This window comes from Campylobacter sp. CNRCH_2013_0855 (assembly GCF_025773025.1).
Classification (GTDB): Bacteria; Campylobacterota; Campylobacteria; order Campylobacterales; family Campylobacteraceae; genus Campylobacter_D; species Campylobacter_D jejuni_C.
In genome coordinates this window covers 32,627-52,748 of record NZ_JAKMTE010000010.1, presented here as the reverse complement: position 1 = coordinate 52,748, position 20,122 = coordinate 32,627, and the positions used below count along the sequence as shown (strand labels likewise).

Below are 20,122 nucleotides of genomic sequence, written 5' to 3'. Positions count from 1 at the left end.
ATAGTTTCTAAATTTGGTTTTAATTTTTTAATTGGGTTAGGATTATTAAAACCGCTTTTCAAATCAAAGTCTCGTTTTTTCACTTTGATTTCTAAAGTAAAAACTATATAATAATTTTTATAAAGATTGTAGAAAACTATTTTTTATGTGTAAAATATATAAATACATTTTATTTACATCTTAATATTTTTCTTAGATAAATATTTAAACTTTTATATTCTTTTTAAATTATCAACTCTTTCTTTATTTATTTCCTTTTCTTTAAAATCGTAAATATTTTGATATTTTGACAAAAATAAACAACCTTTAATATCTTTTATACGATATTCTAGTTCTTTTTTTCTTGTACTGATTATTTCTTTCCAAGTCATTGCCTCTACGATATAATTACTGTCATCCATCTTTCCTAGATACTCTTGCTTTTCTGATGAAATGCATATGGCTCTTATGTATTTAATATTACTTTTTTGCTTTGATAGTGAATTAAGAATTTTAATAATATATTTATTAAACACATCATGAAGTGTTGATAAAGTAATTTTTGTTTTTGGCGATTTTAATTCAATAAGTATCAACTCATTATCTTTAGTGCGAGGTATGAAAATATCCGAAATTTTATTTAACTCTTTTTCATCATCTGTATTTATTGGCAATTTTATTTCAGTAAAAATTCCTTTTAATGATTGATCGCTAAAAAAATCAATATTTAAATATTCTTCATCAAATAACCATAAATTATTTTCTACAATTTTATACAACTCTGTTCTTTCTTTTGTTTCTGTCTTTCCTTCATTGAATACCAAATTTTCAAAATGTTGTAAAAAATCAAGTCTTGATATATAAGTATAATATTTTTTTATTAGATTTAAAAAATCAACATTTTCTCTTATATAATTAAAAACTTCGTGCTCTTCTTTTTTTAAATTAAAAACAAGATCTAAATTCTCAAGCGTATTATAAGAATTATCTGAAATTAATCCTATTAATGAATTGCTAAAATATGATGCATTTTTTCTATTAATATTATATTGCTTAATAGTTAGTGGTAATGATAAAATTTGATACGCTTCTTTTATTTTTTCTTGTATCATTTGATCGGTTTGTTTTTTAAAAAATTCGTTTTCTTCTGTTAATTTATCAGCTATTAATTTTGCATTCTTAAGCCAAACTCTAGATAATAATTGCTCTAAATCAGGCTTATATAAACTCTTAGCCTCCTCTATAATTTTTTTGTAATTAAAGTAGGGTTTTACCTTGTATTTCTTATTTTTCTTAGAACTTATAAATAAAGCACTATGGTTATTAATTCTATTTAATTAGTAATTTTGCAATCGCAACTTCTTTCTAAATTATCAAAATTTAAAACTTTAAATTCAAATTCTACCAAGACTAAGGCCATTTAAACTTCTTTTTGGTTTAGTAAAGCTAGAATTATTTTAATTAGATAAAATTGATGGTTATAATGTAGTAACTGAGAGTGTGATAATCAATTCTAGGATACATTGTATTAGGGTGCAAGTTTTCACACTACTCTATTATTTTTCAAGTTTTAAGATCTTTTCTGTTTTTATCTACTTTTCTAAGTGATAGCTCATTCTTTATTTTGTGATTTATTTTATATTTTTGTATTTTATTACAATAATTTGATATTTGTATGTAAGTAATTAAAATATAAGAAAATATTTGAGCGAAAAATTAAAATACTACCAATAAAAGCGAATAAAGAAATGGAATAAGTATTTATACGATAGTTGCATTTATAAATAAAATAAGAAAACGCTCTTAAAGATTTTTTGCAAGAAGCAGGAGTTATAGCTTAGAAGCTATAGCTCTTATAAGCCATAGTTTAAATTGGGGTTTAAATGAGGTGTTAGATTTAGATTTGGAAGAATTTGAAAAAGCTTTAGAAATAGCAAAAGAGTTGTTAAAAACTAAGAGTTTTTAATTGTTTTATTTTTAAAAGAATAAATCTTTAAAATAACAAAAAGAATAAAATCTAAACTTATTACAATTAGCCAAGTGGGTAAAATAAGCAATAAGGCAATAGGTGGCACAATCATCATTAAAATAGCAGTTATGATAATGCCTATAAAATAAGAAAAGATAAAAATAGCTATTGTATTGAAAAAACCATCATTTGCACTTTGATAACTTATTAAAAAAGCAGGTATAAGTGTTGTTAGTAATAAAGCAATGTGCGAAATTGTATCATCATTAATAAATTTTAAAATTTTCATAGCAAAGATTTTAAAATACAAACACTTAAAAAGGGTTGAATGTGGAAAATGCTGGAAGTATTGGAATTGGTGTTGTTTTAGGTTTAGCAATTAAAAATGCAAGTGCTGTTGGTAAGGTGGTTAAAGATTTTAGTAATTTAGAAAAAATAGCAGCAAAAACTAAACTCTGTATTAGTGGATTACAAAAAGAATTAAACACTCTTAAACTCAATACCAATTTAAGAGCGGAATTAAAAGCTCAAAGAAAAGGTTTGCAAGATGAGTTTTTAAGTCTAGGTAATGTCATTAGAGGTGGAATTATTGGTAAAGGTTTAGGGAAGCTATTAACTTTAAATATACTATAGCTGATATTAGGAGTATTGTAAATTTTGATGAGAGTAATAATATAAATAAAATTTTATTTATAATTTTTTATAATTAATTTTATATGCTCCAATAATTCTTCCTATGATTTTTAATTCGTTAGATTTTTTAATGTTGATATTAGGATATTCTTTGTTATCGCTAATCAAACATAAGGGTCTTTTTTTTAATCTTTTAATTAAAATTTCTTTTTGATATTCAACAATATATATACCACCTTCTATACTCGAGTTATCTTTTTGAAATACAATCATTTCTCCTTCTTTTATCGTGGGCTCCATGCTATTCCCTATCATAGAGACAATACCTATCTTTAAAAATTCTTGTAAATTAAACATGTTATTTAATTCATTTTTATTAAAAGGTATGGTTTGTGTAATGATGTTGCTATTACTAATAAAATCCGATGAAAGATAATAGTTTTTATAAAATGGAATCAATATTGTATCTTTATTGTTTATTTTTTCAGTTTGTTGTAAATTCTTATCAACTGAATTTATATAGTTATTTTGTTTATATTTTAGTTGATTAAATTTTAATATAGCATGTGAAGATATCCTTTTTCGTTGTCTCCAGCCTATTGCAGTAGATTTTTTAAGACCTAATTTCTCAGCTACCATTTCTAAACTAGTAACATTAAAATAAAGCTTCATTTCTTCTACTAATGTTTTAAAATTTTCCATTCACCGCTTTCTAAATATAGTTATTTTATTTATAAATTATTGACATATAAATAAAATAACTATATAATGTATAAAATATATTTCTAAATTGTATCTTAAAAAAATCAATTTGAAATAAAAATTACAAAATGAAAGGATAGTAATTGTTAAAAAAATATTTTGAAGATAATAATATTAATCTTAAAAAGTTTGCTCAAAAATATGATTTAGACTACATGAGTCTTTTTAGAGTTGTTAATGGTTATTATTCTGAAAAATATACAGCTAAAGCAAATACCAAAGCTGTTTATAAGAAACTTTTAGAACTCAATATTATTAATGAGCTTCCTGATATTTTGAAATAATAATGAGAATAAGTTAATTTTAAGTCAATTGTATAATTGATTTACATTTAGCTTACTTTAAAAAAGGAGGGGTTGATGAAAATTAGTGTTTTAAGTATTGGTGGTACTATTTGTATGTTGAAAGATGAATCAGGAGGTGTTAGTCCTAAATTAAATGCAAAAGCCTTAGTTGATGGTATTGGTATGACGGATAATATAAGTATAGAAACAAAAAGCATATTATCCATTCCGAGTCCATCTTTAAAATTTGAGAATGTTTTAGAGATTATTAGAATAGCAAAAGATGAAGTTAAGAATCGCTCAGATGGGATAGTAATTACACAAGGCACTGATACATTAGAGGAAAGTGCATTTTTATTAAGCTTATTGTGGGATGAAGAAGTTCCTATAGTTGTAACTGGAGCTATGAAGAATCCAAGTGAGATTGGGAGTGATGGGTCTAGTAATTTATACCAATCAATTCTTGTTGCAAGTAGTAACTTATCTAGAAAAAGAGGTGTTTTAGTTGTGTTTAATCATGTGATATATTTGCCAAGATTTTTACATAAAAGTAACTCTTTTTCTCTTGAAACTTTTAAATCCATCAATGGGGGTAATATTGGATACATATATGAAAAACAAGTAAAATATATTGCACCAATATATAGATATAAAATTTATAAAATTCCAAACAAAATGGATAAAAAAATTGCTATTATACCTACTTGTTTATCTGGGGATGATTATTTTCTAGATAATTTATCTGGTTTTCATGGCTTGATAATAAATGGCTTTAGTGCGGGACATGTTTCATTTGACTTTATTGAAAAAGTAAAATCATTAAATTTAAATATACCATGCATTGTTACAACTAGAACAGGAAGCGGTCCTACTGCTTATAATACATACTCATATAAGGGTAGTGAAATTGATTTGCAAAAAAATGGTTTTATTATGGGTGGTTTTTTTGACTGTATGAAAGCTAGAATATTTCTAACTTTATTGTTATCAATTGGTTTTAATAAAGAAGACATATTAAAAGAATTTAATTCTTATTATATGTATTTTTAGTTAGGAAATAATATGAGCTATTTGTTTATTTCACAAATATTTATGTGTATTACTCTTTTTTTAATGGTAATTGGAAAGACCCCATTGTATTTAACTGCTGTTGTTGGTACAACAATAAGCGTTTTGATTGCAATGTTAGATTCAGATAATATTCTTATAAACTCTCTTTTGCTTGCAGGTTTAAATCCTGTTATTTTAGATATGACGGGTATTTTGATGTTTATAGGTATAATGCAGTCAAGTGGATTTATGGATGAGATTATAAAAATTATCATAAAATTTGGTAGAAGAATTGGTGGAGGAGAAGGAATTGCTTCTGCTAGTGCTATATGTGCTGGAGTTATAGGAATGTTGACAGGTTTTACTCAACCATCTGTAACAGCCGTAATTACCGCAAAACCATCAGTATTATTAGGTATGAATCCGAATCATTCTGCTGCTATACATGGGCATGCTGGCCACCTTGGTAATTTTGGTGGTTTTACTCACCCAACGCAAGTTGCGATTATTGGGGCTACTAATATTGGTTTTGGTTTGATTAATATTTTTGCTATTTTTGTTACAGTGAGTTTAATTTTATGTTCAGCGTTTCGGTCTAAAATTTATCAGAGGAAAAATTTTGTAGTTATTGATAAGAATAAAATACAAGAAATAGTAAAAGAAATAGAAAATCAAAATAGTAAACATAGTGTCTATGTTATTTTTTTGCCTTTTATTGTTTTATTTGGTGGTTTTATTTTAGGATATCCTATTTTTTTATTGGGGGTATTTTCTAGTATCTTAACAATTGTACTTAGCAGGGTCAATATTTTTAATGCAGAAAAAAATATGATAGATGGAGTTAATAAGATAGCTATTCCGTTGGTTGCGACTATAACATTTTTATTTATGAGTGCTGTGATTAAAGAAATAGGATTAGCAAAAACTATTGCAACTATCTTTGAGCCAATTTTAAATGTAGCTCCAGTTCAAGCAATGTTTATAGTAGCTGTTTTTGCTGGATTTATAACACAAAGTTATGGTGCGAGCTCAGCTATTTTGTTGCCATTCTTACAAGCTACTATGGAGGTTTGTGATTATAATTTTGCTTTGGCGTTTGTAGCAGCGGGTGGAGCTTCTATAGCTCAATACTTTTTAACAGGAGGACCCGTTGCTGCTTTGTCAACTGTAATACCCTTGGTTGAAGGATCAAATTTAAAGGATTCAAATAAATTTCAAAGACCTTCGCAACTGTTTGCTTTATTTTTAATTTTCATTATTTCTTTTTTTATTAAGTTTTAGTTTTGACATATGTTATTAAACCTATAAAAATTTATTGTTTTATAGGTTTGTAACTTATATATCGGAATATTTTTTGCTTGTTGTGATTTATAATTTTATTCAGGAGCATAAAGATGTTTCGTATAGAGGAAAATCGATTTTTTAATCACTCATATGATATTTTTAGTTCAAAACAAAAAAATGAAAAACAAACTGTGCAATCCCATCAAGAACAAGCATTTTCACTTGAATTAAATTCAAGTATCCAAGAAAAAAATAGCTTGTATGATAGACCTTTAAAGGAATTGTTTCAAGAAGCAAAAGAAGCTTCAGAGAATGCCTTGAAAGAATACAGAGAGGAAATGTATTATAATAAAGAGACCGGTAAATATGAGAAAAAATTTACAGAAAGTAATGAAAAATACAAAGAAAAGATAAAAGAGAAAGTAGAAGAGCAAATTAAAGAAAATATACAAAGTAGTTTGCAAGATAAAATTTCTCATATCAATATTCAATTGAGTCCTAAACAGTTAATAGCACAAGCGCAATTTGAAGAAAAGCAAAAAACGACTCTTAAAACATCAGACGTTTTTATGTAATTATTTATGGTAAAGGAATATTATGAAGAAAATTATTAGTGTTTTAGTGTTATCAAGTATAGTTTTAATTGGTGGAGATAAATTATTAAATATTTACGAAAGTCCTACTTGTGGATGTTGTGATCTTTGGGCTAATTATATGAAAGATAAAGGCTATAAAGTGCAAATACACAAAAGCGAGGATTTTTTAAAAATAAAAGAAAAAATGAATATTCAGCCTATGTATCAAAGTTGCCATACTGGCGTAATTGATGGTTATGCTATAGAAGGACATGTTCCTGAAGATGCAGTTGCTTGGCTTTTGAAAAATAAACCTGAAGATGTTATAGGTATTTCTGCTCCTGGTATGCCTCAAGGAAGTCCTGGGATGGAGCAAGGTTACGAAGAAGAATATCCTGTAGTTTTAATGCTTAAAAATGGAGATTATAAAATTTATGGGATCTATAAAGGACATAATTTAATCACGACAAACTAAGCAATTTTGCTTAGTTTATTTTATATATTAAGGGTATTCTTATATGAAAAGTTTTTTCATATTGTGGAAAATTCTTAGACGCTATACGTATAGTTTCTAAGGCACTATCGTTCAATAATTTATATTTTGATGGTTTTAATATTTTTAAGTTTAATAGATTTTTATCTTTAGTCCATGTGAATTCTACTAAAATTTCACCACTCATTCGCATTTTTTTGGCTTGTCTAGGATAGATTAAAGCTTCATCTATAGCTTGTTTGACTTCTTTTAAAAGTTCATTGTTATTAGTTAAAGATATGCTTTCTTGAGAAGTTGTTGGAGTATTTTTTTCTTGGGTTAAAGTTTTTTGAGGTTTTATTTCTTCATTTAATTGATTTGTTATCTTGGTATTAGTTAAAGTATTTACTTTTTTAGGTTGAATAACAGATTTTTCTTTCGTTTGTTCTAGTTTTTTTATTTTTTCTTGTTTAGGCTGTTCGGTTTTTGCTTTAGGAGAATCTTGTAAAAACTGTTTTGTAGCTATATTAAATTTTTCTTCTTTTGAAGAGCTATGTTGTATATGTAAAAAATTCTTAGTATAAATAAAAACAAAAAATAAAGGTAAAAAGAGAAATAAAGTGATAAAAAATGACTGATTTTTATGATTATTTATAAATGTTTTCATCTTTTTTGCTCTGTTAAAATTTGAAAATTTTCATGATTTTTATTTTTTAAAATATCAATAATTTTTACAAAACTTTCAAATTTTGCTTCTTTATCACTTTTTAATTCCACTAAGGTTTTAGAATCTATAGTGTCAAATTTTACTTTTATTTCTTCTAGGGAGATTGCTTTTCCATCGATATAAAATTTATTTTCTTTATCAATCAAAATACTCACTTTGTCCTTGTTTTCATTTATGGAATTTGAATTTTCGCTTTGTGGTAGATTGATTTTGATTTCACCATGTGCGATAAAAGTGGATATGCTTAAAACAATAGCTAGTAAAACAAGCATTATGTCTATAAAAGGAATGATGTTTAAACCTTCATTTTTTGGTAATTTAAGCATTTTTATCCTTAAAAATACGATATGCATTACTCAAGGTTGATATTTTTCTAAGCAATCCATTATAAGCCATTAAAGAAGGAATGGCAACTAAAATTCCCAAAGCAGTAGCCTTTAAGGCTAGTGATAAACCAATAACAATAGATTTAACATCAATATTCCCACTTGCACCCATATCATAAAATGTAATCATAATCCCCACTACAGTTCCCAAAAGTCCTACATAAGGAGCATTAGTGTAAATGATATAAAGCATAGTAAGATTTTCACTAATTGCATCATCAAATTTTTCTTGACATTGATAATCATTTAGTTTAATTTTTCTAAAAAACAATATACGTTCTATAGTACACCATATAGCAATAAATGCCATTATCCCTAAAACTACAAATATAATTAAATCAATATAAGTTTTTAAAAATTCCATCATATCCTCATTTTAAATTTTTTGTGATTATATTACTAAAAGTTAAATTTTTTATTAATAACAATTATCATAATTGATACAATAAATTTATTTTAAATTAATAATTATTATCATAATATTCCAGTTTTGAAAATATATTTACAAGAAAGGAAATAATGAAAAAACATTGTTTATCATTTTGTGTTGCTAGTTTTTTGGTCTGTAATGCTTTATCACAAGAAGTTTTATTAGATAGCTCCATAGTAAGTGCTTCTGGTTTTTCTCAAGATATTAAAGAAGCCCCTGCCACTATAAATGTGATTAGCAAAAAAGATTTGGAAAGTAAGCCTTATAGAGATGTTGCCGAAGCTATTGCTGATATTCCTGGTGTGGATTTATTTGCTAGCAAAGGAAAAACTGGATCTTATAATATTACCATGAGAGGTATTACTGGATATACTTTAATTTTAATTGATGGGCGCCGTCAAGGGATAGGCGGAGAAGTCGGGCCTAATGGTTTTAATGAAATTTCAAATTCATTCCTACCTCCAATTTCTAGCATAGAAAGAATAGAAGTAATCAAAGGACCAATGAGTACTTTATATGGATCTGAAGCTTTAGGTGGTGTTGTAAATATCATCACAAAAAAAGTAAGTGATAAATGGGAAACATCAGTTAGTCTAGATAGTATTTTTAATGCACATAAAGAATGGGGTGATACTTATGGCACAAGTATATATTCAAGTGGTCCATTGATGAATGATCGCCTAGGATTAACTTTACGTTTTAGAGAGTTTTATAGGGAACAATCTAATGTTGAATTTAGCAATGGAAGTGGACAAAGAGTGCAAGGTGATCAAGCACAAAGTCCTACAAAAGCAAATAATTTTAACTTAGGAACTCGGTTAAATTATTTAGTAGATGATTATAATACTTTGATATTTGATATTGATTTTTCAAGAAATCATTATGATAATAAAAAAGGACAACTAGGAACGCTGACTAAACCATCTGGTGATAATGGGGCCTTAACAGGTGGCTATACAGACACTATGCAAGTAGATAAGTTGGTAACTTACCTAAGTCATGAGGGTGTGTATGAAGATTTTTCGATTACTTCTACCTTGCAGTATAATCGTGTAAGTAATGATGGACGCGAAGTGGTTGGTCAAAAAACACAACCATTTTTAGGACAAAATAGAAATATAGTTGCTGAAGATATTATTTTAGATACAAAATCAGTTATTCCTTTAGGTCGAAGCCATATTTTAAGCGTGGGTGGTGAATATAGACTTGAAAAAATGCAAGATAAAATCGCTAATCCTACTAATTTTGATCAGTATTTATTAGCTTTTTTTGCAGAAGATGAGTATAGTATAAGAGATGATTTAAGATTTACTTTTGGTGCAAGATATAATTATCATGAAATTTTTGGAAATAATATTTCTCCAAGAGCTTATTTGGTTTATAATCCCACCAGCGAACTTACTTTAAAAGGTGGTGTTTCAACAGGCTTTAGAACCCCATATGCTAATAGATTGATAGCTGGTGCTTATAATTATAGCGGACAGGGTAAGTACCCTATGTATGGAAATCCGAATTTAAAAGAAGAAACCTCGCTTAATTATGAACTAGCTGCTGTTTATAATAATGATTTATTTTATATTTCAGCAACTGGCTTTTTAACAAATTTTAAAGATAAAATTTCTAGTCAAAAATTCGGCAAAGATAGTATGATTTCGGGTATTGGAAAATGCGAGGCTGATACATGCTATCAAGCGATTAATCATGGCAAGGTTGAATACAAAGGTATAGAGCTTGGAGCGGGGATTACTCCTATAGAGCATTTAAATTTAGATCTAGCTTATACTTATCTTGATAGTGAAGTAAAAGATGCACAAGATAAGGCTGTGATAGGAAAACCAGAAATTGATAGTTTAAAACACAATATCATGTTAAAAGCAAGTTATAATATCTTCAATAAATTCACTCCATGGGTAAAAGGTGAATGGCAAATAGATCGTTATATGGGTGATACAAATATTAATAGAGAATATTATCAAGATGTCTTTCTAGCTTCTATGGGTGTGCGTTATGATATTAATAAAAAATGGAACATTAATGCAGCAATTTATAATCTTTTTGATAAAAGTTTTACAAATGATTGGGATTCTTATAAGAGTGATGGCAAAGATGTTTGGGTAAATACTTATAATCGCATAGAAGAGGGAAGAAGAATTTATATTTCAATCAATGGTAGTTTTTAATTTTGTATTGTCGGAGGACCAAAGAGCTTGTTAAGAGCTTCTTTGGTTTCATCTTTAGGATCATATTTTTTAGCGTCTTTTTTAAAATTTTCAAAATGCTCATTTAAATTTGGAGTGCTTTTTACTTCTTGTTTTATAGGGGTTTTGAATATATCTTGTAGTTTTTGAGTATCTATGGTTTCTATTTTTTGAATTTTAATTTGTGTTTTTTCTCCAAAAAGCTCATGAAGTAATGTTTTGATTAATTTAAAACCATTGTTTAAAACCATTCTATCATCATCTTTAGCATGTGAACTAATACTTAAAATATTACCTTCAAAAGAAATAAACTGCGTGGTTTTTTTGAAAACTTCAGCTAAGTCATAATCTCTTTTATATATTGCTTTTAAGAGATTTTCATAAGGACTAAGCTTTTCTTCTTTAAGAGTTTGTTGAATAGAAGGAATTTCTTGTTGTTTTGGACTTGGCGTGTTATCTTGTTTTGAGCTTTTAATAGCCTCATCAATGCCTTTTAGATAAGTTGCCTCTATAAGCATGAAAGCCATAACGCAAAGTACAAAACTATCATCATCACTAGAATTTAACATAGTCTTAGCACGTGAAAGAATTCTAAAAAATCTTTCATAAATTAACATAGAAAAAAGATTGTTTTTGGCAAAAAATGCTTCTTTTAGAAAAAATATCATCTCATCAATGACATTACTTGCCTCATAATCTTCAAATTCTTTTAAAAACTCAAGAACTTTATCTTTATCATTAGCTAAAATAGCTTGATAAAATTCTTCAATTTTAGCTGGATCTAAAAAGCCTAGCATAGCGGTGATTTTTTGTGTTTGTATATCATTTTGACAATATACTATGGCTTGATCTAGCAAGGTTAGGGTATCTCTTAAAGAACCATTTCCACTTCTTGCAATGAGTTTTAAAGCTTCTTTTTCATAACTAATATTTTCTTTTTCTAAAATCCACTCAAGATGATTTAAGATATCATGAGTAGAAATTTGCTTAAATCTAAAATGCTGCGTTCTTGAAAGAACTGTGGCAGGAAGTTTTAAAGGATCGGTTGTTGCTAGTATAAATTTTACATAACTTGGTGGCTCTTCTAAGGTTTTAAGCAAAGCATTTGCAGCTTGCGGGGTGAGCATATGCACTTCATCGATAATAAAAATTTTAAATCTAGCTAAAGATGGAGCGTATTTAACTTGCTCGATAAGCTCTTGTATATCTTCTAAGCTTCTATGGCTTGCTGCATCCATTTCTATAATGTCTATATTAGAACCATTAAGCGAAGATAAGCATTGAGAGCATTCCCCACAAGGATTAGCACTTGGTCCATTTTCGCATACTAGGGCTCTTGAAAAAATTCTTGCACTTGAAGTCTTTCCGCTTCCGCGTAATCCTGAAAATAAATAAGCATGTGCTAAACGGTTATTTTCAAGAGCATATTTTAAGCTTGTAGAAACAGTATTTTGCCCTATAAGTTCATTGAAATTTTTTGGTCTGTATTTAACAGCAAGAGCTTGAAGCATTGCTACTCATTCATGATAGATAATAACTCTTCATTGCTTTTAGTTTTTAGCATTTTAGAGTATAAGAATTTTAAAGCTTCTATATCATCCATTTGTGAAATAGCTGATCTAATTGCCCAAATTTTTTGAAGTTTTTCAACACCTTGAAGTAATTCTTCTTTTCTAGTACCTGATTTTATGATATTAATTGCAGGATAAATTCTTCTGTCTGAAATATTTCTATCAAGAACGATTTCACTATTTCCCGTGCCTTTAAATTCTTCAAAAATTACTTCATCCATTCTTGAGCCTGTTTCTATTAAAGCAGTTGCTATGATGGTTAATGAGCCACCATGTTCTATATTTCTAGCTGCACCAAAAAAGCGTTTTGGTTTATGTAAGGCATTTGCATCAACCCCACCACTTAAAACCTTGCCACTACTTGGTGTGGCAGTGTTATAAGCTCTTGCTAATCTTGTAATAGAATCAAGCAAAATAATAACATCTTTACCTGTTTCTACCATTCTTTTTGCTTTTTCTATAACAAGTTCAGCTACTCTAACATGATTATAAGCAGGTAAATCAAAAGTTGAGCTAAAAACCTCACCTTTAACACATCTTTGCATATCTGTAACTTCTTCAGGACGCTCATCTACCAAAAGTACAATCAAATGAGCCTCTGGGTGATTTTTAGCAATAGCAGTAGCTAGTTCTTTCATTAGCTCAGTTTTACCAGTTCTTGGAGGTGCCACAATTAAGCTTCTTTGACCTTTTCCTATAGGAGCAAATAGATCAAGCATTCTACCTGTTAGTTTTAAAGGATCGTATTCTAATTTGATTTTTTCAGTTGGAAAAATTGGAGTAAGATTGTCAAATAAAGGTCTTTCTCTGGCTTCTTTTAATGGAAGATAATTAATCGCTTCGATTTTTAATAAAGCGTAGTATTTTTCTTGATCTTTTGGTTCTCTAACTTGACCAGTAACTATATCTCCAACACGCAGAGCAAATTTGCGAATTTGTGAATTTGATACATAAGCATCATTTACACTGTCACTTAAATTTGAATCCATTCCACGTAAAAAGCCATAGCCTTCAGGTGAAATTTCTAAAATCCCCGTAAAGAGTATAAAGCCACCTTTTTTGGTTTGTGCTTTTAGAATTTCAAAAATAAGATCTTGTCTTCTAAATTCTCTTGGATTTTCTATTTCTGCTTCATTGGCGATTTTAACTAAGCTTTCTAGATCAAGCAACTTTAAATCTTCTATCTTGTAACCTTCCACTGGAACGTGTGTTCTTTGATGTTGTTTTTTTTCTTTTGTATTTTCCATGTATCCTCTAAAATGTAGAAAATGTAGTATTTAATAATAAATAAGAGATTTTATTCAAAAAAATGCTTTTTTGTCAAATTTTTAAAATTATAATATAGCTTTGTAAATAATTTTTAAAATAGTGATTTTAAAAAAATGATAAAATATTGTAAAAAATTATTAAAGAAAGTATAAGATGAAATGCAAACACTGCCAATTAAGCTTTAGACAAGATCAAATGATAGAAAAAAATGGAAATTATTTTTGTTGTAAGGGTTGTGAGAGTGTTTATGAGATTTTGCAAGAAAATAATTTAGAAGAATTTTATGAAAAACTTGGCAATCAAACCCTAACCCCTGCGATAATAGAACACAATGTTAAAGATTATGAAAAATACATACAAAAAACCAAAGAAGGTTTTAGTGAGATTTTTTTACTTATAGAAGAAATTCACTGTGCTGCTTGTGTTTGGCTTAATGAAAAAATCCTCATTAAAAGCGAAGGAGTGATAGAAGTTGATATTAATTCTATTACTCATAAAGCTAGAATTGTTTTTGATGAAAAAAGTATAAATTTAGCAAAAATTATCCAAAGTATAGAAAGTATTGGTTATAAAGCTAGTGTGTATTTGCCTACAAAGAATGAACAAAGAGCAACTCAAACCAAAAGAGATTTTTATGCAAAATTAATAGTTGCCATAGCTTGCGTGATGAATATCATGTGGATATCTGTAGCTAAGTATGCTGGATTTTTTAGTGGCATGGAAGCTGATACTAAAGATATTTTGCATTTTGCTGAATTTTTACTTTGCACTCCTGTGCTTTTTTACACAGGCTCGATCTTTTATAAAAATGCCTATTATGCTTTAAAATTTAAAAATGTTAATATGGACACTTTGGTAATTAGTGGAGCAAGTTTAGCTTATATATATTCAGTGTGGGCGATGTTTTCAAGAGCTTCGCAAGTGTATTTTGATTCTGTGGCGATGATTATTTGTTTTGTTTTTATAGGAAAGTACTTAGAGCTTTTAAGTAAGAAAAAAGCTCTTGATACGCTTGATCATTTACGATCATTTTTAAGTAATGAAGTAAGGGTATTAAAAAATGACAAAATAGAAAATATTGATATAGAAGAAGTGCAAATAGGAGATATTATAGAGTTAAAAGAAGGCGATAGGGTTTTAATAGATGGAGTGTGTATTAGTGGTAATATTAGCTTGGATATGTCTAGTTTAAGCGGAGAGAGTTTACCGCTTGATGCGCAAAAAGATGATATGATTTATTCTGCTTCTTTGGTTTTAAGCGGGAATGCTTTATATAAGGCAAATGCACTTTATAAGGATTCTAAATTAGCTAGAATTATTAATTTACTCGAAAACTCAAGTTCAAAAAAAGCTAAAATAGAAAAAATAGTGCAACAAGTAAGTAAGTATTTTTCGCCTATTATCTTAACTTGTGCTGTGCTGTGTTTTGCTTTTACTTTTTTTGTATTAAATTTAGGTTTTGAGGAGGCTATGATACGTATGGTTTCTGTGTTAATCATAGCTTGTCCATGTGCTTTGGCTTTGGCTACTCCGGTGGGTTCTTTAGTGGCAATTAGTGCTGGTTTGAAAGAAAAAATTTTATTTAAAGAAGCAGGTGTTGTAGAAGATTTGAGTAAGTGTAATGTGGCTGTATTTGATAAAACAGGGGTTTTGACAAAGGCTAGTTTGGAAGTTAAAAAAAGCTTTTTGGATGAAAGGTTAGATAAAAATGAGTTATTAAATTTCTTACACCTAACTAACCATCCAGTAGCTAAAAGTATTTTGAAATTTTTGGATGAAAAAATTGATAGTAGAATAGAATTTGAAAAAGTTCAAAATTTTCAAGCAAGAGGTTATAAAGCTTTTTTGGGTAAAGATGAATTTTTGGGAGGAAATGAGAAATTTTTTAAAGAAAATCATATGCAAGTACAAGAATTTCAAACCACGCATTTTATATTTGCTAAAAATAAAATTATATTAGCAGTTTTTGAATTAGAAGACAGTATGAGAGAAAGTTCTGAAGAGTTGATTGAATTTATGAAAGAATGCAAAATGCAAATTTATATGTTAAGTGGTGATAATTTACCTGCTGTGAGTAAGGTGGCCGAAAAATTAAAAATAAATAATTTCAAAGCTTCATGTATGCCAGAAGACAAAATGCAAACAATAGCCAACTTAAATCAAACAAGTAAGGTTTTAATGGTAGGAGATGGGGTAAATGATGCTTTAGCACTTTCTTATGCAGGTGTTGGGGTTTCTTTAAAAGAAGGTTCTGAGCTTGCTATGGAAAATAGTGATATTATATTGTTAAAAAACGACCTAAAAAGCTTACAAAAGGCTATACAAATAGCTAAAAAAACTTATCAAATTATTAAACAAAATTTAGCTTTTTCTTTATTTTATAATGCCTTGAGCATGCCTTTAGCTTTTTTTGGTTTGATCAATCCTTTAATTGCGGCTTTATCGATGTCTTTTAGTAGTATAATAGTGATTTTAAATGCTTTAAGGATTAAAAAATGAATGGTGTTTTAATGATGATGATAGGTGTTTCTTTGATTGCTTTATTTTTGGCAATTTGTGCTTTGCTTTGGGGTATAAAGAATAAGCAATTTGATGATGATTATAAATTTACTATTTTAAATGATAGTGAAGACGCTTTAAATGATGCAGTGATTTTAGAAAAAAGAAAAAAAGAAGCTTTAGAAAAGAACAAAAAACAGCCATAAAGGCTGTTAAATTATTTTTTTAAGCTTTCGATATAATCTTCAATTGCTTTAAAATCTGCTTCTGTTAAACCTTTAAGATTAATTTTCATGATCGCTCCTTGACCATAAGCATTTCTTTTACCTGCTGCATAATCTTTCATGTATTGTAATCTTTCAGCTGCAGTTAAAGTATTTAAAGCAGGAACTTTGTTAAGATAAACTTTATCTGCTTTAGCACCATGACATACTGCACACTTTTTATAAAGTGTAGCACCATCTGCAGCAAAAGCTGAAACACCAAGACACGCTAAAGCTGATAAAACAAGTAGCTTTTTCATTATATCACTCCTATATAAATTGAAAATAAAATGTGTTTAATTATAAGCTTTTTTTATTTAAAGTCGCTTAAAAAACTTTTTTACTTGATAAATTATAAAATCTTAAAAAAAATACATTATAATTTTTTTATGGAAACTAAGGCATTATTTTTAGATAGAGATGGTATTATAAATACTGATAAAAAATATGTTCATAAGATCAGTGATTTTGAATTTTGTGATGGTATTTTTGAACTTTGCGAATTTTTTCAAAAGCAAAATTTTTTAATTTTTGTAGCTACTAATCAATCAGGTATTGCAAGGGCTTATTATAGTGAAAAAGATTTTGAAATTTTAAGTTCATATATGTTAGGTGAGTTTTTAAAAAGAAATATTAAAATAGAAAAAATTTATCACTGCCCACATCTAGAAAATTGCGAATGTCGTAAACCAAAACCTGGTATGTTTTTAAAAGCACAAAAAGAATTTAATATAGATTTTTCTCAATCTTTTTTTATAGGGGATAATTTAAGTGATATGCAAGCTGGAATTAATGCTGGTATAAAAAATCTATTTTTAATCAATGAAAATTATAATGATGATGAAAATTATAAAGTATTTAAAACTTTAAAAGAGTTTTTGCATTATTTAAAGGATAGAAAATGAAAATAGTGATAACAGGTGGAGCAGGTTTTATAGGCTCTGCACTTGCTTTAGAACTTCAAGATAAACATGAAGTTTTAATTGTAGATAAAATGCGCTCAAGCGCTACTTTTGAAAATGGAAATTTAGAAAGTTTTGGTCATTTTAAGAATATTTTAGATTTTGAAGGTGAGCTTTATGTAGGTGATATTAATGATGAAAAAACTTTAAAAGTTATAAAAGCTTTTAAACCTGATGTGATCTTTCATAAGGCTGCAATTTCAGATACAACTGTTTATGATCAAAATAAAGTTTTAAAGACTAATTTAAACACTTTTAAAGATTTTATAGAACTTGCTTTGGAGCTTAATGCAAAACTAATCTATGCAAGTTCGGCTTCAGTTTATGGAGATGCTCCAAGCCCACAAACTGTAAATTTAAGTGAAGCCCCTAAAAACCCTTACGCGTTTTCAAAGCTAATGATGGATAAATTAGCAAAAAAATACTTTGATAAAATACATATAGTCGGGCTTAGATATTTTAATGTATATGGTAAGGGAGAATTTTTTAAAAATAGCACTGCTTCTATGATTTTGCAATTTGGACATCAAATTTTAGCGGGTAAAAGTCCGCGTTTGTTTGAAGGAAGCGATCAAATTTATCGTGATTTTGTGTATATTAAAGATGTTGTGAGTGCAAATTTGCAAGCTTTAGAAGCAAAAAGTGGAATTTATAATGTAGCTACAGGCAAGGCAAGAACTTTTCAAGATATAGTTGATATTTTACAAAAAGAATTAAATACTAATTATCCTTGTGAATATATTTCTAATCCTTATAAAAACGCTTATCAATTCCATACCCAAGCAAAACTAGATGAGAGCTTTTCGTATAGAGCTAAATTTAGTCTTGAAGAGGGTATAAAAGATTATTTAGATGAGATTAAAAGACTTTATGAAAAGGAAGTGAATGCTTGATTTTTTAAGTTCTAAAAAGCCAAAAATTTTAGTTGTTGGGGATTTTATGGTGGATCATTATATATGGTGTGATTGCACTAGAATTTCCCCAGAAGCTCCTGTAATGGTGATGAAATCACAAAAAGAAGATAAAAGACTAGGTGGAGCTGGTAATGTATATGCAAATTTAAAAAGTCTTGGCGCTGAGGTTTTTGCTCTAGGACTTGTGGGTGATGATGAGAGTGGGAGATTTTTAAAAGAGAATTTAAATGCAAAATTATTAGTAGAAAAAGGCAGAAAAACTCCTCTTAAGAGCAGGGTTTTATCACATTCTCAGCAAGTTTTAAGACTTGATAATGAGAATGATTTTGATACTAAATTAGAAGATGAAATTATTCAAGAGTATAAAAAAATCGCAAAAGATTATGATGCGATTATTCTGAGTGATTATGCTAAAGGAGCTTTAACTTCAAAAGTTACAAAGGCTTTGATAGAATATGCAAATACTTTAAATTTACCTATTTTGATTGACCCAAAAGGAAGTGATTTTAGTAAATATCAAAATGCAACCTTGTTAACTCCAAATAAAAAAGAAGCTATTCAAGCTTTGGGTGTAGAAAAAATTGATAATTTAGAAAAAGCTTTAAAAAAATTAAAAGATGATTTAAATCTAACCTATTCTATTATAACTTTATCTGAAGAAGGAATAGCGCTTTTTGATGAAAAATTACATATTATTCCTGCAAAAGCTTTGGAGGTTTATGATGTAACAGGAGCTGGAGATAGTGTTATAGCTATGCTTGCTTATGCTTTGGCTTTAAAAGTTGATATTGTAAAAGCGTGCGAGCTAGCAAATGATGCAGCAGCTGTTGTAGTAGCAAAAGTAGGAAGTGTGAGTGTAAGTTTAGAAGAGATAAAAAACCTAAAAAAAGCTTCTTTTGAAGATAAAATTAAAAGCAAAGAAGAACTTATAAAATTGATGCAAAATCAAAAAGTAGTTTTTACCAACGGTTGTTTTGATATTATGCATTATGGCCATATAAAATATCTTGAAAAAGCTAAAAAATTAGGAGATGTCTTAGTTGTAGGTTTAAATTCAGATGAAAGCATAAAAAGACTAAAAGGAAACTCAAGACCTATAAATTTAGAGTTTCAACGTGCATGTATGCTTGCGAGCATGTATTTTGTAGATTATGTAGTGATTTTTAATGAAGATACTCCTTATGAATTAATAGAGTTTTTAAAACCCGATGTGTTGGTTAAAGGAGCTGATTATAAAGACAAAGAAGTGGTGGGTTCAAATTTAGTAAAAAAAGTAGAATTGATTGACTTTGAAGATGGATTTAGTACTACTAATATAATTAATAGGATTGCAAATGATAAATAAAATCGAAAAGGAATTTATTCAACATCAAAAAATTTTAGAACAAAGTTTGAATTTAAAAGAGCAAATTGCTATGATTGCTCAAGAGTTAAAAGTGTGTTTGAAAAGAGGTGGGAAAATTTTAATTTGTGGAAATGGTGGAAGCGCTGCAGATAGCCAACATTTTGCAGCTGAACTTAGCGGAAGATATAAAAAAGAAAGAAAAGCTTTAGCTGCTATTGCTCTAAGCACTGATACTTCTGCTTTAAGTGCTATAGGAAATGACTATGGTTTTGAATTTGTTTTTTCAAGACAAGTTGAAGCTTTAGCTAATAATAATGATGTATTGATTGGAATTTCTACTAGTGGAAAAAGTCCAAATGTGATCAAAGCTTTTGAAAAAGCCAAGGAAGTTGGTGCTAAGTGTATAGGGCTTAGTGGAAAGGGTGGTGGAGTGATGAATGCATTATGTGAATACAATATAGTCATTCCAAGTGATGATACGGCTAGAATCCAAGAAATGCATATTTTAATTATACACTGCTTATGTGATTTGATAGAAGAAGAATATTAA

General features: G+C 28.3%; 21 protein-coding genes and 1 pseudogene. 13 read left to right on the top strand and 9 right to left on the bottom strand.

The annotated features are described in order from the left end of the window. Positions 1-212 precede the first annotated feature (212 nt). Both L8X40_RS06535 and L8X40_RS06530 read right to left on the bottom strand, forming a co-directional pair. Positions 213-1,091, bottom strand: coding sequence for a hypothetical protein (locus L8X40_RS06535; protein WP_263667559.1), 879 nt, complete (start codon positions 1,089-1,091; stop codon positions 213-215). An 840-nt stretch (positions 1,092-1,931) separates the two neighbouring features. Next, positions 1,932-2,237 carry a hypothetical protein gene (locus tag L8X40_RS06530; protein WP_087700144.1) on the bottom strand — a complete coding sequence of 102 codons (306 nt, stop codon included), beginning with the start codon at positions 2,235-2,237 and terminating at the stop codon, positions 1,932-1,934. A gap of 41 nt (positions 2,238-2,278) precedes the next feature. Here L8X40_RS06530 and L8X40_RS06525 point away from each other — a divergent pair. Further along, positions 2,279-2,634: pseudogene (locus L8X40_RS06525) on the top strand (phage tail tape measure protein); the annotation flags it as partial. Positions 2,635-2,638: 4 nt separating this feature from the next. Here L8X40_RS06525 and L8X40_RS06520 read toward each other — a convergent pair. Continuing rightward, positions 2,639-3,283 (bottom strand): helix-turn-helix transcriptional regulator, encoded by a 645-nt coding sequence (locus L8X40_RS06520; RefSeq protein ID WP_087700140.1) that lies wholly within the window; start codon positions 3,281-3,283, stop codon positions 2,639-2,641. A gap of 143 nt (positions 3,284-3,426) precedes the next feature. On the opposite strand from L8X40_RS06520, the gene L8X40_RS06515 reads away from it, so the two are divergent. From L8X40_RS06515 to L8X40_RS06495, 5 genes are all read left to right on the top strand, one after another. Next, on the top strand, positions 3,427-3,627 hold the full coding sequence (locus tag L8X40_RS06515; protein ID WP_039628089.1) for a hypothetical protein: 201 nt from the start codon (positions 3,427-3,429) through the stop codon (positions 3,625-3,627). 75 nt (positions 3,628-3,702) lie between these two features. Then, positions 3,703-4,677 (top strand): asparaginase, encoded by a 975-nt coding sequence (locus L8X40_RS06510; RefSeq protein ID WP_263667558.1) that lies wholly within the window; start codon positions 3,703-3,705, stop codon positions 4,675-4,677. 12 nt (positions 4,678-4,689) lie between these two features. After that, positions 4,690-5,958 (top strand): citrate transporter, encoded by a 1,269-nt coding sequence (locus tag L8X40_RS06505; RefSeq protein ID WP_263667557.1) that lies wholly within the window; start codon positions 4,690-4,692, stop codon positions 5,956-5,958. A 113-nt stretch (positions 5,959-6,071) separates the two neighbouring features. Continuing rightward, a complete protein-coding gene (locus tag L8X40_RS06500; RefSeq protein ID WP_087700135.1) occupies positions 6,072-6,536 on the top strand; it encodes a hypothetical protein in 465 nt (154 codons plus the stop codon). A 22-nt stretch (positions 6,537-6,558) separates the two neighbouring features. Continuing rightward, the gene (locus L8X40_RS06495; RefSeq protein WP_087700133.1) at positions 6,559-7,011 is read left to right on the top strand and encodes a DUF411 domain-containing protein; all 453 of its coding nucleotides are present in this window, start codon (positions 6,559-6,561) and stop codon (positions 7,009-7,011) included. A 10-nt stretch (positions 7,012-7,021) separates the two neighbouring features. Here the strand turns inward: L8X40_RS06495 and L8X40_RS06490 are convergent, their stop codons facing one another. The 3 genes from L8X40_RS06490 to exbB are packed head-to-tail and all read right to left on the bottom strand — an operon-like array spanning position 7,022 to position 8,485. Beyond that, positions 7,022-7,675 (bottom strand): energy transducer TonB, encoded by a 654-nt coding sequence (locus tag L8X40_RS06490; RefSeq protein ID WP_263667556.1) that lies wholly within the window; start codon positions 7,673-7,675, stop codon positions 7,022-7,024. Continuing rightward, complete coding sequence (exbD, locus tag L8X40_RS06485; RefSeq protein WP_087700129.1) at positions 7,672-8,061, bottom strand: TonB system transport protein ExbD; 390 nt, start codon at positions 8,059-8,061, stop codon at positions 7,672-7,674. Before exbD ends, L8X40_RS06490 begins: the two co-directional genes overlap by 4 nt. Continuing rightward, positions 8,054-8,485: a TonB-system energizer ExbB gene (gene exbB, locus L8X40_RS06480; RefSeq protein ID WP_039625543.1), complete on the bottom strand. Its 432-nt coding sequence runs from the start codon at positions 8,483-8,485 to the stop codon at positions 8,054-8,056. The genes exbD and exbB overlap by 8 nt, the downstream gene beginning before the upstream one ends. A gap of 155 nt (positions 8,486-8,640) precedes the next feature. Between exbB and L8X40_RS06475 the strand changes: the two genes are divergently transcribed. Then, positions 8,641-10,731: a TonB-dependent receptor domain-containing protein gene (locus L8X40_RS06475; protein ID WP_263667555.1), complete on the top strand. Its 2,091-nt coding sequence runs from the start codon at positions 8,641-8,643 to the stop codon at positions 10,729-10,731. Here the strand turns inward: L8X40_RS06475 and L8X40_RS06470 are convergent. After that, complete coding sequence (locus tag L8X40_RS06470; protein WP_263667554.1) at positions 10,728-12,260, bottom strand: DNA polymerase III subunit gamma/tau; 1,533 nt, start codon at positions 12,258-12,260, stop codon at positions 10,728-10,730. The two genes, L8X40_RS06475 and L8X40_RS06470, sit on opposite strands and share 4 nt — an antisense overlap. A 2-nt stretch (positions 12,261-12,262) precedes the next feature. Further along, a complete protein-coding gene (gene rho / locus L8X40_RS06465) occupies positions 12,263-13,567 on the bottom strand; it encodes a transcription termination factor Rho (RefSeq protein WP_087700123.1) in 1,305 nt (434 codons plus the stop codon). Positions 13,568-13,742: 175 nt separating this feature from the next. On the opposite strand from rho, the gene L8X40_RS06460 reads away from it, so the two are divergent. After that, positions 13,743-16,088 carry a heavy metal translocating P-type ATPase gene (locus L8X40_RS06460; protein WP_263667553.1) on the top strand — a complete coding sequence of 782 codons (2,346 nt, stop codon included), beginning with the start codon at positions 13,743-13,745 and terminating at the stop codon, positions 16,086-16,088. Next, a complete protein-coding gene (gene ccoS / locus L8X40_RS06455) occupies positions 16,085-16,294 on the top strand; it encodes a cbb3-type cytochrome oxidase assembly protein CcoS (protein ID WP_087700119.1) in 210 nt (69 codons plus the stop codon). Before L8X40_RS06460 ends, ccoS begins: the two co-directional genes overlap by 4 nt. A gap of 11 nt (positions 16,295-16,305) precedes the next feature. On the opposite strand, the gene L8X40_RS06450 is transcribed toward ccoS, so the two are convergent. Continuing rightward, positions 16,306-16,611, bottom strand: a complete 306-nt coding sequence (locus L8X40_RS06450) for a c-type cytochrome (RefSeq protein WP_087700117.1) — start codon at positions 16,609-16,611, stop codon at positions 16,306-16,308. A 129-nt stretch (positions 16,612-16,740) separates the two neighbouring features. Here L8X40_RS06450 and L8X40_RS06445 point away from each other — a divergent pair, with 129 nt between their 5' ends. Genes L8X40_RS06445 through gmhA form a run of 4 tightly spaced genes read left to right on the top strand, consistent with a single transcriptional unit; the run spans position 16,741 to position 20,122 of the window. Beyond that, entirely contained in the window at positions 16,741-17,256 is a 516-nt protein-coding gene (locus tag L8X40_RS06445) for a D-glycero-alpha-D-manno-heptose-1,7-bisphosphate 7-phosphatase (RefSeq protein WP_261545234.1), read from the top strand. Continuing rightward, the gene (gene rfaD, locus L8X40_RS06440) at positions 17,253-18,206 is read left to right on the top strand and encodes an ADP-glyceromanno-heptose 6-epimerase (protein WP_087700115.1); all 954 of its coding nucleotides are present in this window, start codon (positions 17,253-17,255) and stop codon (positions 18,204-18,206) included. Before L8X40_RS06445 ends, rfaD begins: the two co-directional genes overlap by 4 nt. After that, positions 18,199-19,572 carry a D-glycero-beta-D-manno-heptose-7-phosphate kinase gene (gene rfaE1, locus L8X40_RS06435; protein ID WP_263667552.1) on the top strand — a complete coding sequence of 458 codons (1,374 nt, stop codon included), beginning with the start codon at positions 18,199-18,201 and terminating at the stop codon, positions 19,570-19,572. Before rfaD ends, rfaE1 begins: the two co-directional genes overlap by 8 nt. Continuing rightward, a complete protein-coding gene (gmhA, locus tag L8X40_RS06430) occupies positions 19,562-20,122 on the top strand; it encodes a D-sedoheptulose 7-phosphate isomerase (RefSeq protein WP_087700111.1) in 561 nt (186 codons plus the stop codon). The genes rfaE1 and gmhA overlap by 11 nt, the downstream gene beginning before the upstream one ends.